The 16,071-nt window shown below is 64.7% G+C and carries 15 protein-coding genes; 3 read left to right on the top strand and 12 right to left on the bottom strand.

Features of this window, described 5'->3' with window-relative positions:
- The first annotated feature begins 13 nt into the window (after positions 1–13).
- Entirely contained in the window at positions 14–376 is a 363-nt protein-coding gene (locus CSQ95_RS10030) for an immunity 22 family protein (protein WP_176741164.1), read from the top strand.
- On the opposite strand, the gene CSQ95_RS10025 is transcribed toward CSQ95_RS10030, so the two are convergent.
- Positions 355–1,584 carry a response regulator gene (locus CSQ95_RS10025; RefSeq protein ID WP_099409375.1) on the bottom strand — a complete coding sequence of 410 codons (1,230 nt, stop codon included), beginning with the start codon at positions 1,582–1,584 and terminating at the stop codon, positions 355–357. The two genes, CSQ95_RS10030 and CSQ95_RS10025, sit on opposite strands and share 22 nt — an antisense overlap.
- A gap of 95 nt (positions 1,585–1,679) precedes the next feature.
- Between CSQ95_RS10025 and CSQ95_RS10020 the strand changes: the two genes are divergently transcribed.
- Complete coding sequence (locus CSQ95_RS10020) at positions 1,680–3,749, top strand: TonB-dependent receptor (protein WP_099409374.1); 2,070 nt, start codon at positions 1,680–1,682, stop codon at positions 3,747–3,749.
- 33 nt (positions 3,750–3,782) lie between these two features.
- Here CSQ95_RS10020 and CSQ95_RS10015 read toward each other — a convergent pair whose 3' ends face one another.
- On the bottom strand, positions 3,783–5,171 hold the full coding sequence (locus tag CSQ95_RS10015; RefSeq protein WP_143449931.1) for a hypothetical protein: 1,389 nt from the start codon (positions 5,169–5,171) through the stop codon (positions 3,783–3,785).
- A gap of 216 nt (positions 5,172–5,387) precedes the next feature.
- Between CSQ95_RS10015 and CSQ95_RS10010 the strand changes: the two genes are divergently transcribed.
- Positions 5,388–5,933, top strand: a complete 546-nt coding sequence (locus CSQ95_RS10010; protein WP_099409372.1) for an RNA 2'-phosphotransferase — start codon at positions 5,388–5,390, stop codon at positions 5,931–5,933.
- On the opposite strand, the gene CSQ95_RS10005 is transcribed toward CSQ95_RS10010, so the two are convergent.
- The 10 genes from CSQ95_RS10005 to CSQ95_RS09965 all read right to left on the bottom strand — a co-directional run bounded on the left by CSQ95_RS10005 (position 5,917) and on the right by CSQ95_RS09965 (position 16,068).
- Positions 5,917–7,047 (bottom strand): aldo/keto reductase, encoded by a 1,131-nt coding sequence (locus CSQ95_RS10005; protein WP_099409371.1) that lies wholly within the window; start codon positions 7,045–7,047, stop codon positions 5,917–5,919. The genes CSQ95_RS10010 and CSQ95_RS10005 overlap by 17 nt on opposite strands.
- A 12-nt stretch (positions 7,048–7,059) precedes the next feature.
- Positions 7,060–7,911: an aldo/keto reductase gene (locus CSQ95_RS10000; protein ID WP_099409370.1), complete on the bottom strand. Its 852-nt coding sequence runs from the start codon at positions 7,909–7,911 to the stop codon at positions 7,060–7,062.
- Between the two features lie 92 nt (positions 7,912–8,003).
- A complete protein-coding gene (locus tag CSQ95_RS09995; RefSeq protein ID WP_099409538.1) occupies positions 8,004–9,194 on the bottom strand; it encodes a PepSY domain-containing protein in 1,191 nt (396 codons plus the stop codon).
- A 14-nt stretch (positions 9,195–9,208) separates the two neighbouring features.
- Positions 9,209–11,188, bottom strand: a complete 1,980-nt coding sequence (locus CSQ95_RS09990) for a TonB-dependent siderophore receptor (protein WP_180279012.1) — start codon at positions 11,186–11,188, stop codon at positions 9,209–9,211.
- On the bottom strand, positions 11,143–11,682 hold the full coding sequence (locus tag CSQ95_RS29660; protein ID WP_180279011.1) for an STN domain-containing protein: 540 nt from the start codon (positions 11,680–11,682) through the stop codon (positions 11,143–11,145). The genes CSQ95_RS09990 and CSQ95_RS29660 overlap by 46 nt, the downstream gene beginning before the upstream one ends.
- Positions 11,683–11,785: 103 nt before the next feature.
- The gene (locus CSQ95_RS09985; RefSeq protein ID WP_099409368.1) at positions 11,786–12,790 is read right to left on the bottom strand and encodes a FecR domain-containing protein; all 1,005 of its coding nucleotides are present in this window, start codon (positions 12,788–12,790) and stop codon (positions 11,786–11,788) included.
- Complete coding sequence (locus CSQ95_RS09980; protein ID WP_099409367.1) at positions 12,787–13,296, bottom strand: sigma-70 family RNA polymerase sigma factor; 510 nt, start codon at positions 13,294–13,296, stop codon at positions 12,787–12,789. The genes CSQ95_RS09985 and CSQ95_RS09980 overlap by 4 nt, the downstream gene beginning before the upstream one ends.
- Positions 13,297–13,425: 129 nt before the next feature.
- Positions 13,426–14,559: a HupE/UreJ family protein gene (locus CSQ95_RS09975; RefSeq protein ID WP_099409366.1), complete on the bottom strand. Its 1,134-nt coding sequence runs from the start codon at positions 14,557–14,559 to the stop codon at positions 13,426–13,428.
- Positions 14,556–15,770, bottom strand: coding sequence for a hypothetical protein (locus tag CSQ95_RS09970; protein ID WP_099409365.1), 1,215 nt, complete (start codon positions 15,768–15,770; stop codon positions 14,556–14,558). Before CSQ95_RS09970 ends, CSQ95_RS09975 begins: the two co-directional genes overlap by 4 nt.
- Positions 15,771–15,834: 64 nt before the next feature.
- Entirely contained in the window at positions 15,835–16,068 is a 234-nt protein-coding gene (locus tag CSQ95_RS09965) for a hypothetical protein (RefSeq protein WP_099409364.1), read from the bottom strand.
- Between the last annotated feature and the right edge of the window lie 3 nt (positions 16,069–16,071).

Here is a 16,071-nt window from a genome sequence, read left to right as displayed (position 1 = left end):
GTTGGCGTCCAACTTGTCCACGGTCCACGTCTTCACCTGCAGCGGCCGCTTTGCCAGCTGGGAAGCGTTGCAGGCCTACCTGGCGCCCGCGTACACGGAAGATGGCGATGCCGTGCCGTCGCCATTCTTCCTGGAAACGGGCCTGACGCAGTATGAGCCGGCCTGCTTCGAGAGCGCACTGCTGGCCGCGCCCGCGCCGCTGGCAGAGTTGCTCGATGGCGTGTCGTATGCCGGCAGCTGGCTGGCGCAGGCGTGCGCGGACGCGCAGGGTGTGCTGGCCGATACGGCCGTCTGCGTGTTTGCGCCGAATCAACTGGCGCATCCGCACCGCAGCTCGCTGCACCACGTGGGCAGCTACGCCTGCGACGGCGGCTGAGCCTCATTTCCGCGTTGTTCATGTATGAGCTTGTTGACGCTGGCCAGCAGGCTGGTGCCCGAGGTGGTGATGAAACGGGCGCCCGCCGCCTGCGCTTCCGTGCCGTAACTGGCAACCGTATCCTTGCTGCAATACACGACGATGGGCAGTTCCGGCAAGGTCTGGCGTACCTCGCGCACCGTGCGCACGCCCGCATCCTTGACCCGGCGGCCGTTTTCCACCCTGGCCATGTCCGTGATGAATAGCGCGTAGTGTTTCTGTTGCAGCATGGCCAGCGCCTGCCGCGTCGACACGGCCTGGTCCACCTTGATGTTTTCCCGTTCCAGCTGCTCCATCAGCAAGGTATTGTTGCGCGGGTGGTCGTCCAGCCACAGTACGAGGCTGGACGGCTTTTGCGCCGTCGGCACGCCGGCCAGGGCCGCGACGGCGGCGCCCCCGTCGGGCGGATGGGCCAGCAGCAGCTGCGTGACGGCTTCCTGCATGTCGTCGAGCGACTTTTGCTGCAAGCGGCTCAGTTCCGTCACTTCGATTTCCTTGCCGCTTTCGAGGCGCACGGACTCGTTCTTGACGAGGCTGTCGGCGCGCTTGATCATGATGGACAGGTAAATGCGCGTGAGCAAATAGCCGATCAAAAAACCATGCACGGAAAAGAACAGCATGATGCCGCCGACGATGGCCATGGCCGTGGGCGTGTCTGTGGCCAGGCTGGGCGCGATGAAGGCGGCCATGCTGCGCGCGCTGCCGGGCAGGCTTTTGAGCTCGATCAAACCCACGCCGACGATGATTTTCGTCAGCCAGTCCGACACTTCCACCAGGTTCGAATTGATTTCCATGGGCGTGGGCGTGCCCAGGAACAGCGTGTTGCTGGGGGTGCCGGTTGCCGCGTCCGCGCTTGCCGGGGGAGGCTCGTCCGTGGAACGGCCCTTGCCATTAGCCTGCTCGTCGGGCGGGGCGGCGTTGACGGTACCCGAGGGCAGACTGCGCGGTATGCCGAATAAAAACCCCAGCAGCATGCCGCTGACGCAAAAGCCCAGGCTCCACAGCAGGGCCGGCACGGCGTGGTAGTAGGGCGGCAGCAGGGCGCCCGCCAGCACGGCCAGCAAGCCCGCCAGCAAGATGAACAGCAGGATGTAGGGCAGCACGTCGCGCTTGCGCACGGCCGCCGTGACGCTTTTGCTCGCCTTGCCGCTGCTGTCGCTCAGGTCCACGGTCGCTCCTTGAAAAATGCTGAATCCAGGCAGCCGATCTGCCGCGTATATATCCCGTAGGAGCCTGTACTGACATCATAAAAAGGGGAGGCGCGATGCGATTGATAAAACGCAAACAGCTGGCAGCTTGTGCCTTGTTGCTGGTGGCCGGCGCCGGCAAGGCGGCTGCGCCGGAGGCCGCATCGCCCACGGATGCGTCGCGCACCGTGCGCGTGACGGGCCACTACGACAACGCCGTCGGTACCTCGGACGCGGCCAGCCAGGGCGTCATCACCAATGAGCTGATCGTCAACCGGCCGGCTTTGCGCACGGGCGAATTGCTGGAATTCGTGCCGGGCCTGATCGTCACCCAGCACAGCGGCGACGGCAAGGCCAACCAGTATTTCCTGCGCGGCTTTAACCTCGACCATGGCACGGATTTCGCCACCTATGTGGACGGCATGCCCGTCAACATGCGCACGCATGCGCATGGCCAGGGCTATTCCGACCTCAATTTCCTCATTCCCGAGCTGGTGCAGCGCATCGATTACAAGAAGGGGCCGTATTTCGCCGGCGAAGGCGATTTCGCCTCGGCGGGCGCGGCGCGCATCCGCCTGGCCGACAAATTGCCGCAAGGCCAGGCCAGTGTGTCCGTGGGCCAGCACGGCTATGTGCGCGCCGTCGTGGCCGATTCCCTTGATGCAGGACCAGGCACCTTGCTGTATGGCCTGGAAGTGAACCGCAACAATGGCCCCTGGGACGTGCCGGAGCGCGTGCGCAAGGTCAGCGGCGTGCTGCGCTACAGCCAGGGCACGCCGGACGACGGCTTCAGCGTGACGGCCATGGCCTACAAGAACAGCTGGAACGCCACGGACCAGGTGCCGCTGCGCGCCGTGGAGTCTGGCCAGATCGGCCGTTTCGGCTCGCTGGCGCCCAGCGACGGGGGAGATACCTCGCGCGCCAGCCTGTCGTACGCGATGCGCCGGCGCACGGAAAACCACCTGTTCGAGTTTGACGCGTACCTGATCCGCTCGCAGCTGGAACTCAACAGCGATTTCACGTATTTCCTGGCGAATCCGGCCACCGGCGACCAGTTCCAGCAAAGCGAGCGGCGCACGGTGGCCGGTGTCAACACCAGCGAAAGCTGGAATACGCAGCTGTTCGGTCTTTCCCTGCGCAACAAGCTCGGCGTGCAGGCCCGTTATGACCGGGTGTCGCCCGTGGGCCTGTACAACACGGTGGACAGAGTGCGGCAAAGCACGGTGCGCGAAGACAATGTGCGCGAGGCCAGCATCGGCCTGTACGGCGAAAACACGACCCAGTGGCTGCCCTGGCTGCGTTTCGTGGCGGGCGTGCGCTACGACGCCTACCGTTTCAATGTGGCCAGCAGCATAGCCGGCAACAGCGGTAAGGCGCAGGACCACGTGGTGTCGCCGAAACTGTCCGTGATCCTGGGGCCGTGGCGCCAGACGGAGTTTTTCGTGAACTACGGCAAGGGTTTCCATAGCAACGATGCGCGGGGCACGACGCAGACGCGCTTGCCCGATGGCACGCCTTCGGCTGCCGTGACGCCCCTCGTGCCGACCAGGGGCCTGGAACTGGGCGCGCGCACCGAATGGCTGCCGGGCCTGCAAAGTTCGCTGGCCCTGTGGCGGCTCGATCTCGCGTCGGAACTGCTGTTCGTCGGCGACGCGGGCGAAACGCAGCCGAGCCGTGCCAGCCGCCGCCACGGCATCGAATGGAACAACCATTATGTTGCCGCGCCGTGGCTGCTGTTCGACCTGGACCTGGCCGCCTCGCGCTCGCGCTACACGCAAAACGATGCGGCCGGCAATTATATTCCTGGTTCGATCGACAGGGTCGCGTCGTTCGGCGTGACCGTGACGGACCGGGGCCCGTGGTCGGGCGCCTTGCAGCTGCGCTATTTCGGCCCCCGTCCCTTGATCGAAGACAATAGCGTGCGCTCGGCCTCGACCACCCTCGCGTATGCGCGCCTCGCTTACCAGCTCAACCGCAGGACGCGGCTGTCGCTCGACGTCTTCAATCTGTTGAATAAACGCGCCAGCGATATCGATTATTACTATGCGTCACGCCTGCCCGGCGAGGGGGCGGACGGCGTGAATGACCGGCATTTTCACCCCGTGGAACCGCGTTCCGCGCGCTTGACCTTGTCGTATGCGTTTTAATCGCCCGGCGCAAGAATGCAGGCGAAGCGATCCTCAAGCGCTGCTACCGCCACCGCCACGTTGAAAACGTCCTTTAATCGCGAGCAGAAGAAGGGCGGCGATGCCGACCGAACCTATGCTTTGAAGCAAGGAGAGGGCAAGCAGCGTGATGCTATTTGCGTTGATGAACGCATTGCTGGCAAAGATGGACAATGGACTGAGCGCGTTCTGCATGGCAATGGTCAATGCAGGATGCTCCGAAAAAATCTTGCTTTCTAAATTTTTGTTAATCAGGAAGCATTGCTTGTTATTGCAAAAAAATATTTCGAAAATATAAAATACACACCAGAAGGCGAAGTTCCATAGGATAAAGGATAGCAGGGCGCGCCAGATGGACGTGCCGAAGGCAGAAATCTGATCATAGAGCCATGATATGGCAATTTCGGCCATATCCATCTTGATATGCGAGTCGGAAGAGAGGGCGGCGCGGCGCCGTGAGCGTAATTCCTGGGCGAAAAATTCTGCTTCTTCGTGCTGCGCGCCAGCTTTTTTCATGGCGATACGCAAAGCCCGAAAGCGGCCGGGGGTGTCGTTCATGATCTGTTTATTTGTAATAAAAACTTCAGACCGTTTTTTATCCTTGGCCAAGCCATACTCAGTGTGTAAAAAAGTCGTTTCGCTGGGTGCCGAAACATCATGAAAGTCTGGCGGCAACTCAAATTTGCAATCGTCGAATGTTGCAATTAATTTTATTCTGGATTCACGAAATGAAATATCTTCCAGAATTGTTGCTCTGCGTATGTTTATTCCATCGGATATATTACAATTGATGATGTGTGCCCGTCGTATTCTTGCGCCATGAATTTCCAGAAATGCTATTTCCGATCTTTTTATTTCAATCAGATTAAAACTTCCTGAGGTTCTGAAAATTTCTTTGACGGAAAAATCAGTTGCATATATTGTTGCTGATGATTTCTGCAGGCTGATGTCGCCAGATCCCATGATGGTAGTTGCATTGAGAATAAATTCCACTCTCTTTGCGTATGACTCGAAGCGTATGTTCATGTGCTTGAAAATCGAGCGGGAAAAATCGAACTCGATGTAATACCAGCCAAAATCCGCCAGGATATTCTCTTCCATGCTGAAACTGTCGGGGATGTGCAAGCTTGTGCAATCAATCAGCAAGCCTCGCGGCGGGTTGACGCCGATATGAAGCAAGTCTTCCGCCGTAAATCCCCATTCGTCTTCATGCTGATGTGCCAACGATATTGATTCTTGAATGAAGGAAAGCAGCTCTGCTGCCATGACCATATGTAACAATGGCAGGCCATCGTGCCCTTCGCACGCAGAAAGGCGACCCGATGGAAAGGTTGATTCGCGTAGGGCCGCGAGTTCCCATTCGACTCGATCCATGAGATCAGCGTGATCCTGTGCATCGTTCATGTATTTGATACATCAATGGAAGTGAATGAATCAAGCTATCTTGCGCGCAGCGACTGGCTGTGTATTCAGTTATTCAATATCGCTTGATGGATTTCAAGAAGACGGTAAAGTGCGCGCACTTTACCGTGGCAAGTGATGTCGCTGCCATGGCAGCGCGGCCTCTGCTACACTACAAGCATGGTGCACGGCTGTGCGTGCTCATCACAAAAAGATTGAATGACAGATCATTTAGTACAAACCAGTAAATTCCTTTCCCTTATCCTGCGCCACGCGCCCGAAAAAATCGGCCTCGCACTCGATGCCCAGGGCTGGGCCGATATCGGCCAGCTGCTGGCGCACGCTGCCCAGCATGGGCGACATATTTCCCGCGAACAATTGGATGACGTGGTGGCGCGCGACAGCAAGACGCGCTACGCGATCAGCGATGACGGTTTGCGCATCCGCGCCAACCAGGGGCATTCCTTGGCCGCCGTCGATATCGCACTGCCGCCCGCCACGCCGCCCGCCATGCTGTACCACGGCACGGCCAGCCGCTTTGTCGAGGCGATCCGTGCCGCCGGTTTGCTGCCGGGAGCGCGCAAGCACGTGCATCTGTCAAGCAACCTCGAAACGGCCGTGGCCGTGGGCGCGCGCCATGGCAAGCCCGTCGTGCTGACCGTCGATGCGGCCGCCATGCAGGCGCAGGGCCGTGTGTTTTATCTGTCGGACAATGGCGTGTGGCTGGCGGATGTGGTGCCGGCAGGGTTTATCGGCTTCCCCTGAAGGGCGCTTCCACGCCCGAATAGGCGAGCACGGCATCGGGCAGGCGCGCGCCCCGGATGGCGATGGCGGCGATCGATTGATTCAGTTCGGTCAGTTCTGCCAGAGTAAAACGCACGCCCGCCGCGCCCAGGTTGTCTTCCAGGTGCGCCATCTGTGTCGTGCCTGGGATGGGCACGATCCATGGCCGCTGCGCCAGCAACCAGGCGAGGGCGATACGGGCCGGTGTCGTCTGCTTGCGCACCGCCCAGTTTTTCACCAATGCCACCAGCGCCAGGTTGTGCGGCAGGTTTTCCGCTGCAAAGCGTGATTCGACCTGGCGGATGTCGCCCTCGGCAAAACGGGTTTTCGCGTCGATGGCGCCAGCCAGGAAGCCCACGCCCAGCGGGCTCCACGGCACGAAGCCGATACCGAGTTCCTCGCACAGGGCCAGCACGCCGTCGTCCGGCCCGCGCCACAGCATCGAGTATTCGCTTTGCACGGCGGAAACGGGCAGGGCCGCATGGGCGCGCCGCAAGGTGTTCAAGCCCATCTCGGACAAGCCCCAGTGCAGCACTTTTCCTTCGCGCATCAGGTCCTGCACGGCGCCGGCCACGTCTTCGATCGGCACTTGCGGGTCCACGCGGTGCTGGTACAGCAAGTCGATGCGGTCCGTGCGCAGGCGTTGCAACATGCCGTCGACGACCAGCTTGACGTGCGCCGGACGGCTGTTGGTGCCGGGGCGGCGTTCGCCCGTCTGCTGGTCGATGTTCCAGCCGAACTTGGTGGCGATGGCGATGTCGTTGCGGAATGGCGCCACGCCTTCGCCCAGTATCCTCTCCACCTCGTGCGGGCCGTAGGCTTCGGCCGCATCATACAAGGTGACGCCCTGCTCGTAAGCCGTGCGAATGATGCGATGCATTTCGGGACGGCTGGGTATTGTCGTCTGGTAAGTGCGGCTCATGTTTTGCACGCCCAGGCCGATGCTCGATACTTCCAGCTGGCCCAGCTTGCGGCGGCCCTCCACCGTAGCGCGCACCGTCTGGCTCTGTGCCGAGCTGATCAATGGCATGGCGGTCAGGCTGCCCGCCGCCAGCAGGAAACCGCGGCGGCCCGTGCTTGTATCTTTTGTTGGCATGTGTGTTTTCCCTTAAATATCAAGCTTGCGTTCGGCCATCCATTTGACGATGGCGGGATCGCGGTGCGAGAAGAAGCTGCTGACGCCCGTTTCAAGCTTGGCGATGGCGGCCATGTCACCCTCGTCGAGGTCGAAGTCAAAGATGGCCAGGTTTTCCGCCATGCGTTCGCGGCGCACCGTCTTGGCCAGCACGGCAATGCCCCGGTGCGTGAGCCAGCGCAGGACGACCTGGCCCACGGACTTGCCGTGTCTGGCGGCGATGCCCAGCAGCAACTCGTTCGTGAATAGATGGTTGCGGCCTTCGGCGAACGGCGCCCACGCTTGTGGCTGCACGCCGTGCTCGAGCATGAAGGCCACGCTGTCGGCCTGCTGGTGGAAAGGGTTGACTTCGATCTGGTTGACGGCGGGCGCGATGTCGTTGAAGGCGATGAGGTCCATCAGGCGGTCGGGCTGGAAATTGCTCACGCCGATGGCGCGCAGCTTGCCGCCGCGATACGCATCCTGCATGGCGCGCCACGATCCGTGCACGTCGCCAAATGGCTGGTGGATGAGGAATAAATCGAGGTAATCGAGCTGCAAGCGCCGCAGCGACTGCTCGATGGCGTCGCGCGTGCGCTCGTAGCCCGTGTCCTGCACCCACAGCTTGCTGGTGACGAACAGCTGTTCGCGCGCCACGCCGCCATGCTTGATGCCCTGGCCGACGGCCGCTTCGTTAAGATAGGACGCGGCCGTGTCGATCAGGCGGTAGCCGGCGCCAATGGCGTCGATCACGGCGCGTTCGCACTCGGCCGGGTCGGGAATCTGGAAGACGCCGTAGCCGGCGACGGGCATGCTGATGCCGTTGTTCAGGGTGACGCGATGCATGGCTGGCTCCTTCGGTAATTGACAGGAGCTACTTTACGGCGTCACCCACTCCTTGATAAGCCGTTGTAATCGGCATGGTCTTATAAGTCATGCTAATGAATCTTGGCCTTGCCCTGGCGCTTGCGCCGCCAGATCAGCACGCCCGTCACGCTCAGGCCCGCCACCAGCATCCCCATGGCGCAAATGAACAGTTTGAAGGGCCAGCCCCACATCGAGGCCATGTGCAGGGCGCTGATCCAGCTGCGGATGGTGTCGCCGCTGGCCGCGCCCGTGGGCAGCCAGGCGGCCAGCTGCCGGCCGCTGGCCGCGTCGAAAAAGACGGTGGTCAGGCCCTTGTGGGCGCGCACGTCGCGGCTGCTGCGCACGCTGTAGCTGTAGACGCCCAGCGCGCGCTCGTAGGCCAGCGCGTTTTCCTCGAGGATGGCAAAGTGCCCGCTGCGCGCCAGCTGCGCCATCAGGCTGCGGCCCTGCGCGCGGGCCGCTGGCCAGTCCAGCCGTGGCCCCGGCGACGGCGTGTGCCGCGCCACCACTTCCTCGGCTGGCTGATGGGGGAACAGCGGATGCATCACGGCCGCATACGCGCCGTACAGATTGAAGGCGACACCGCTCCAGGCGAAGACCAGCAGCATGGCCCACAGCCACAGGCCGCCCGCGCGGTGCAGGTCGAACACCAGTTTATAAGTGCCGCCATGGCGGCGCAGCAGCCACGACGGGCGCCAGCGCAGCAGCCACGGCTTGCTGCCCGGCGAGCGTTTTTTCAGGCGTGCGGGGAAGGTCAGGGCGGCGCCGATGAAGCAGTCGATGGTCCAGACGATGGCGATCAGGCCGAAAATCAGCAAGCCCGTGTCGCCCAGCGCCAGCGCGTAATGCAGGCGCTCGATGAAGGGCAGCAGGTTGATGGCGCCCTGGCCGATCTCGCCCCATTTTCGCTGGCCCAGTAGCGCCCCCGTGTACGGATCGACAAACACTTCGTCGCTGGCCAGCGGCGCGGCGTCCGCCGTCGGGCGCAGGTAGAACTGCATGCTGTAGCCGGGCGGCGCCGACAGCGGTGCGTAGCTGAGCTGCGCTTGCGGGAAGCGCGCGGCGACCGACTCGCGCAGCTGCAGGGCGTCGAGCGGCGCGGCGCCCGGCGTTGGCGGCGCCGCGCGGAAGACGGCAGGCAGCAGGGCCGCCTCCAGTTCCTCCTTCCACGCGAGCGCGCTGCCCGTGACGCCGGCCACGATGAGGAAGCCGGCCATCAGCAGGCCGGCATAGCGGTGCAGCGCCGCCAATGCAGGGCGCATTTGCAGCGATGGCATCAAAAGCGGTACATGGCGCTGACGTTGGCCGTGCGTTCGGCATTGCGGTAGCACAGATTGGGCAGGTAGCCGCAGTCATACAGGGTCTGCTTGTTGAGTACATTGTTGACGTTGAGGGCAAACTGCCACGGTCCGCGCGATACGCCCAGCGCCGCATCCCACTGCGTGATGCCGCCATTGCGGATATTCAGGTTCTCGCCGTCGGAGTTCGAGCGCATGGCGCCGAGAAAGCGCATGCCCAGCGCCGCATACGCGGGCAGCGCCGTGCCCAGGTTGAACGCTTGGCGGGCCCAGGCCGAGGCGCTGTGGCGCGGCGCGCCCGCTTGCTGCAAGCCCAGGTCGCCGTTATTGCTCTTCCTGACTTCCGTATCGAGGTAGGTGTATTGCGCGATCAGGCTCAGGCGGCTGGCAAACTCCGTGCGCGCTTCCAGTTCCAGGCCGCGCGAGCCCACCTGGCCCGTTTGCTGCAGGCGGCCCGGATTGCCGATGTCGGAGGTGGTGACGTTGTCGCGCACCAGGTCGAAGACGGCCGCCGTATAGCTGGCGCGCTGGCCCACGGGTTCGTAGCGCACGCCGGCCTCGAACTGCTTGCCGCGCGATGGCTTCAGGGCGTTGCCGTTGGCCGTGATGCCCAGTTCGGGCGAGAACGAAGTGGCGTAGCTGACGTACGGCGCCCAGCCGCCATCGAGCAGGTAGACGGCGCCCACGCGGCCCGTGGTGGCCGATGGCGACTGGTGGAAGTCGGGTTTGACTGCGCCGCTATGGAGGTCGGTGACGTCGCGCGACTGCGTGGCCTTGTCGTGGCGCAGGCCGGCCGTCACGACCCAGCGGTCCCATTTCAATTGATCCTGCGCATACAGGCCCAGCTGGCGCGACGGCGCTTCAGCGCGCGTGGGCGCCTTGGCGGGAAGCAGCGGCTGCTTGCCGTACACGGGCTGGTACAGGTCGATCGGCGCGATAAAGCCTTTTTGATGGCGGTAGTCGTCCGTGTTGCGGATGTTCGCGTAATCGACGCCCAGCAGCACCTGGTGCGCCAGGCCGCCGGCGGCAAACCGCGCCTGCAGCTGGGTGTCGGCGAACAGACTTTTCGACGCCGTATCGACGGGCATGAAATAGCGCTCCACCGTACCATCGTCGTTCAGGCCCAGGGGGAACATGTCCGTGCGGTCGTTGTTCAGGCGCGTGTAGCGCAGGTTCTGGCGCAGCGACCAGGTGTCGTTGAAGCTGTGCTCGAACTCGTAGCCCAGCATGGTATTGCGGCGCTTGAAGCGGTTATCGTCGCCCATCAGGTTGACTTTCGGATCGACCTGGCCGCGCGGGCCAGGCAGCAGCAGCTGGTTGGGAAAAGCGTACTGCTGGTTGTCCTGCTCGTAGCGGGCCAGCAAAGTCAGGCGCGTGGCCGGTCCCGCCTGCCACGTGAGCGAGGGGGCGAAGTACAGGCGGTTGTCGCGGTCGCGCTCCAGCCGCGTATGGGCTTCGCGGCCCAGCATGACGACCCGATACGTCCAGGCGCCTGGCGCGTCGAGCGCGCCGCCCACGTCGGCTTTCAGCTGGCGGCGCTGGTAGCTGCCGTACTCAATCCCCACTTCGCGCACGGCATCCGCGCTGGGGCGCTTGCTGACGGCGTTGACCATGCCGCCGGGCGGAATCTGCCCGTACAGCACGGAAGCGGGGCCGCGCAGCACTTCCAGGCGTTCCAGGCCATACGGCTCGATCGAGGCGCCAAAGGTGCGGCCCGAATTGCGCAAGCCATCCTGCATGATGCCGTTCGTCTCGATGGTGAAGCCGCGCAGCAGCGAGGAATCGTCGCTGCCCAGCGGGCGCTGGTTCGGCGTCACGCCGGCCGTGTAGCGCAGGGTTTCGTCGAGCGACTCGGCATTGCGGTCGCTGATTTCATCGGCCGTGACTACCGAGACGGATTGCGGGTTCTCGTTCAGGGCCGTGTCGGTCTTGGTGGACGAGGCGGCGCGCCGCGCCACGCCACATAGCCGCGCACGGGGCCCGTGGCCGTTTCGCGTTCGCTGCTCGCATTGATGGTGATCGCGGGCAGGGTGGCGCTGGCCTGGGCCGGCGCTGGCGTCTGTGCCGCGGAGGCGTCCGCGCGCAGCGCATACGCGCCATGCGCGCCCGCCACCAGGCGCAGGCCCTGGCCGCGCAGCAGTTCCTCGAAGCCCTGGCGCACCGTGTAGCTGCCCGTCAGGCCGCCGCTGCGCTTGCCCTGCAGGAGCGCCGCATCGGCCGACAGTTCCACCCCGGCCGTGCTGGCGAAACTGGTCAGCGCACGTTCCAGCGGTCCGGCGGGAATGGCGTACTGGCGCTGCGCCTGCGTGTTGCCTGCCGCCTGGGCGTGGGCGGCTGGTGCCGTGACGGCCAGGGCGCCCACGGCGGCACCAGCGAGGAACAGGGCCTGAATGGCGGCGGCGAGGGGAAACGGGCGCAGCTTGTGTGCGGGAGCGGTCAGGCGAGCAGGCATGGTGCAAATCCTTGGAAAGTGGCGGGAAAAAATTCGTTCTTCCCGTATTCCGAACGAAAAGCCAAAACCCTCAACGTTTTTTCATTTTTTTTGCAGGTATTTTTCAGGACGCCTGGCGCGGCCCCACGCTGACCCAGTAGCGTGTGCGGTAGTGCAATTGCACGGGCAGGCTCAGGGCCAGGTTGGCCAGCGAGCGGTCCGTGTCGCGCAGCGTATACACGCCCGTCACGCGCAGGCCGGCGATGGATTCGTCGCAGCGCAACACGCCGTGGCGGTAGCGGCCCAGCTCGGCCAGCAAGTCATCGAGGCGCATGCGTTCGGCCACCAGGCTGCCCTGCGCCCAGGCGGCGGCGCTGTCTTCCACGCTCGCCACGTCCTGTACGTCCTGCCGCGTGTAGTCGGCGCGCTGGCCCGCCTGCAGATGCAGGGATTCCGCCCCGGCGCGGGCCGGCTGCAAGGCCACGGCGCCCTGGAAGACGGCGACCTGGCTGACGCCATCGTCGAGCCGCACGGAGAAGCGCGTACCGAGCGCCGTGGCCGTGCCCTGCGGCGTTGCCACCAGCAGCGGGCGGTAGACTGCCGCGTTTTCATGCGCGCTGGTGACGAGGATGGCGCCCGCGCGCAGCACGATGCGCCGTTCGCCGGCGTCGTAGCGCACGTCGATGGCGCTGGCCGTGTCGAGCACCACCTGCGTGCCGTCGGCCAGCACGATGGCGCGCGTCTCGCCCACGGCAGTGCGGTAGTCGCTGCCCATGCCCATGCCCATGCCCGTGCCTTGCCACAGGCCGGACTCGTGCGCCAGCAGGGCCGTGCCGCCGCCCGCCGCGATCAGACCCAGCAGCTGCAAGGCGCGCCGGCGCCCGGTGGCACGGCGCTGGACCGGCGCCAGCGCGCCGCGCGCGACCTCGCGCGGCAAAGCGTCGAATTGCCGGGCGAAGCGCTGCAGCCGGGCCCAGGCCCGCTCGTGCTCGGGGTGGGCGGCGCGCCAGGCGGCGCAGGCATCCGCGTCGGCCACGCTGGCGTCTTCCGCCCACAGCCGCGCCATCCACTCGGCGGCGCGCTGCAGCGCGGCGGGGGCGATGGGTGCGCCGTCCGGTTGGGAACTCATACGCATTGCGCCGCGCAGCAGGCCAGCAGGGCGCGGGCGATGTATTTTTCCACGGACGAGACGGATACGCCCAGGCGCGCGGCGATGTCGGCATACGCCATGCCTTCGAGCTTGCACAGCAAAAAGGCGTCGCGCACCTTGGCTGGCAGGCTGGCGAGGATGGCGTCGATTTCCAGCAGTGTCTCGACGATCAGCGCGCGCATTTCCGGCGTCGGGACGGTCGCTTCCGGCTGCGCGGCGATGGCGTCCGCATAGGCGGCCTCGATATGCCGACGGCGGAACAGGTCCACCACCAGGCCGTTGGCGATCTGCGCCAGATGCTGGCGCGATTCTTCCGGCTGGGGCGCGCGGCCCCGCGCGAGGATGCGCAGATACGTGTCGTGCGCCAGGTCGGCCGCATCGAAGGCGTTGCCCAGCTTGCGGCGCAGCCAGCCCTGCAGCCAGCCGTGATGGTCGCTGTACAGGATTTCGATTTGATGGTGCAGTTCCAGTTCCGGGCGTAGCATGCAACCTTTCCATGCCACGGTCCACAGGACAGACAGGCCTTGATGCGATTGAGAATTGTTCGTATTGTAGCCCGATTGCCGCGACTTGTGGCCCGGCAGTGGCGGGCCAGCAACGCTAGCGAGCCGGCATCAGGCCGGGATCAGCCTGATATCGGCCACCCGCTCGACCAGCCACACGCACGCCACCAGGGCAATCACCAGCGATCCCACGGTCAGCACCTGCCGGTACAGCCAGGTCTTGCGCAGCAGCCAGGCGAGGGGCAAGAAGGCGGCGACGATGGCCAGCTGGCCGATTTCCACGCCCACGTTGAAGCCCAGCAGGCTGGCCAGCAGCGAGCCTTGGGGCAAGCCCAGGTCGCGCAGCACGCTGGCAAAGCCGAAGCCGTGGATCAGGCCAAAGGCGAAGGCGGCCACGGGGCGCTTGCCGCGGAACAGCGGCAGCAGGTTGTTCAGCGCGGCCAGAATGACGGAAGCGGCAATCGCCGACTCCACCCAGCGCGAAGGCAGCGATACGAGCGACAGACTGGCCAGGCTCAGGGTGATGGAATGGGCGAGCGTGAACGCCGTGACGACTTTCAGCACGTCAAGGAAGGCCGCCTTCAGACCCTGCTGCTGTTCGCGCAAGCCCGGCAGCAGCACGGCCGGCAGCAGCAGCGACAGCAAAAACAGGATATGGTCGTAGCCGATCCAGATATGCCAGATGCCGTGTCTGACGTAGGCGCCGAACTGCGCCAGGCGGTCGGGCGCGGCCAGCGAAATGGTCTGGCGTGGGCTGTCCGGGTCGAAGATGGCCGTTTGCGTGGCGCCGCCGCTATCGATCTTGAGCAGCCCCTTGTGCTGCGGGTCGAGGTCGGCGAACAGCGTATAGCCAATGGTGAGACTGGCTGGCGCAGCGCCGCCCGGGCAAGTGGCCTGGAAGCGCAGCACGTTGTAGGCGCCGTCCGTGTGGTTGTCGATCAGCTGCCCGGCGGCTTGCAGGGGGCAGGCGCCCCGGTCGCTGGCCACCTGCAGGCGCTGCAGCGCGTAGGCGGCAATGGCCGCATGGCGCGCGCGGATTTCATCCCAGGTCAGGGCGCCGTCGCCGTTGCCATCGAGGCCGATGGCAAAATCGAGGTCGCGCAGGGCAATATCCCATTGCCCCTCGATCTGCTGGCCGTGCACGGCCAGGCTCAGATAGCTGTCGCTGGGCTTGTGCGCCTGCGCGGGGGCCAGCCATGCGCTCAGGAGCAGGATGAACAGGCAGCGCTTTACAGCACACCTCATAGTAGCCCCGCTTTCCTGATAATACTGACTTTTTGCCCATCCTGCGGGCCCAGCTGCCTGGCAAGCCGCTGCAGAGTCACGTCTTCCACGCCGTTGGCGGCGATCCAGGCCAGCACCGGCTGCGCGGCGCCGTCATTGCGCGCGGCCAGGGCCGCTTCGAGCACGATGCGCATGTCGGGTACTTCCTTCTGGATGGCCCAGTTTGTCTGCGCCAGTTGCAGCGCGGACGGCACATCCTGTTGCAAGAACAGGGCGAAACGGGCTTGCTCGCGCTGGTGCACGGTATCGCCCCGCTGCATGGCCGCATTGAAGCGGGCCGCCAGCTCGGCCTTGGCCGCCTGGAATGCCGTCTGCCGGCCGGGCAGCGATTGCAGGGCCAGCGCATAACGCAGCAGCAGGGCGTCGATGCGCTGCTGGTCTTTGAGTAACTTGACGACGTCCTGCGGACGCTGCCGGTCGAGCAGGAAATCCGCGTAGGCGCCCAGCAGATAGCTGTCGCGCGGCTGCTGCGCCAGTGCCTTGGTGTAGCGCGCCTCGGCCAGCGTTGAATCTCCGCGCCGCGTGGCCATTTCCGCCAGCAGGGTGGCGGCCCAGCTTTCCAGCTCGGGCGCCGCGCCGGCGCTCCTTTGCAAGGTCAGGTCCAGCAAGCGCTCGCTGGCGGCGGCGCGACCCGTGACGCTGGCGATATTGGCAAGGCAGGTGACGGTGACCAGCTGCGTGGAAAGCGCTGACAGGCGCGCGCAGGCCGCCGTGGCTTGCTTGTAGTCGCCCTGCACGGTCAGGACGGTGGCGCGCGTCAGCCAGGCCTGGGCGTTGTGCGGCTGCTGCGCGATGACGGCGTCGAGGTCTTGCAGGGCGAGACCGAACTTGTGGGTGCTTTGCAATATGGTAGCGCGCAGCAGGCGCACGGGCAGGGGCGGTGCCGCCTGCCGCCACCAGGGCGCCAAGGCCGCCTGCGCGTAACCGAGGTAGCGCGGGTCCGTTTCGCTGCGCGCCAGGGCGATGTAGCGCTGCGCCAGGCTTGCCGCCAGGGGCATGTCTTGCGGCGTGGCATTCAATTGCTGGCGCAGGCCGCGCAGCTCGCTCTGCGTGGCGTCGGCGCGGCGCGGCAGCTGTTCGATGACGGCGCCGCCATCTTTCGGCGTGTAGGGCGCGGCTTGGGCCAGCAGGGGCAGGCAGGCGCACAGCAGGGAAATCGGTGTTTTCATCATGGATGCCATCAACAGTCATTGATGCGGGCACCGGAGAGCGGACTCCCCGGCGCCCGCAAGGGCCTTACAGCGGCACCGCTTCCGTGTCTTCCGGCGACGTCGCCATGATGGCGTCGATGGCGATGTCTTCCTTGTCATCGCCGGTGTTCGCGATGACGTTGCTGACGGCCGTATAGAAGGCGTCGAGCATGGTCACGGGGGGCGGCGTGGTGCCGCCGCTGCCGTTATCGCCGCCGCCACCGCAGCCTGCCAGCAGGGCCGTGAGCGCCAGGGCGCTGAGTGCATGGAGCTTTTTCATCGC

It is taken from the genome of Janthinobacterium sp. BJB304, assembly GCF_002735765.1.
GTDB lineage: Bacteria > Pseudomonadota > Gammaproteobacteria > Burkholderiales > Burkholderiaceae_D > Janthinobacterium.
This window is presented reverse-complemented; position numbering and strand designations above follow the sequence as displayed.

What these genes read in the sequence shown, in the direction of transcription:
- CSQ95_RS10020 (WP_099409374.1), top strand. Translation starts at nt 1,680, where the DNA reads ATGCGATTGATAAAACGCAAACAGCTGGCAGCTTGTGCCTTGTTGCTG.
- CSQ95_RS10015 (WP_143449931.1), bottom strand. Translation starts at nt 5,171, where the DNA reads ATGAACGATGCACAGGATCACGCTGATCTCATGGATCGAGTCGAATGG.
- CSQ95_RS10010 (WP_099409372.1), top strand. Translation starts at nt 5,388, where the DNA reads ATGACAGATCATTTAGTACAAACCAGTAAATTCCTTTCCCTTATCCTG.
- CSQ95_RS10005 (WP_099409371.1), bottom strand. Translation starts at nt 7,047, where the DNA reads ATGCCAACAAAAGATACAAGCACGGGCCGCCGCGGTTTCCTGCTGGCG.
- CSQ95_RS10000 (WP_099409370.1), bottom strand. Translation starts at nt 7,911, where the DNA reads ATGCATCGCGTCACCCTGAACAACGGCATCAGCATGCCCGTCGCCGGC.
- CSQ95_RS09995 (WP_099409538.1), bottom strand. Translation starts at nt 9,194, where the DNA reads ATGCGCCCTGCATTGGCGGCGCTGCACCGCTATGCCGGCCTGCTGATG.
- CSQ95_RS29660 (WP_180279011.1), bottom strand. Translation starts at nt 11,682, where the DNA reads ATGCCTGCTCGCCTGACCGCTCCCGCACACAAGCTGCGCCCGTTTCCC.
- CSQ95_RS09985 (WP_099409368.1), bottom strand. Translation starts at nt 12,790, where the DNA reads ATGAGTTCCCAACCGGACGGCGCACCCATCGCCCCCGCCGCGCTGCAG.
- CSQ95_RS09980 (WP_099409367.1), bottom strand. Translation starts at nt 13,296, where the DNA reads ATGCTACGCCCGGAACTGGAACTGCACCATCAAATCGAAATCCTGTAC.
- CSQ95_RS09975 (WP_099409366.1), bottom strand. Translation starts at nt 14,559, where the DNA reads ATGAGGTGTGCTGTAAAGCGCTGCCTGTTCATCCTGCTCCTGAGCGCA.
- CSQ95_RS09970 (WP_099409365.1), bottom strand. Translation starts at nt 15,770, where the DNA reads ATGATGAAAACACCGATTTCCCTGCTGTGCGCCTGCCTGCCCCTGCTG.
- CSQ95_RS09965 (WP_099409364.1), bottom strand. Translation starts at nt 16,068, where the DNA reads ATGAAAAAGCTCCATGCACTCAGCGCCCTGGCGCTCACGGCCCTGCTG.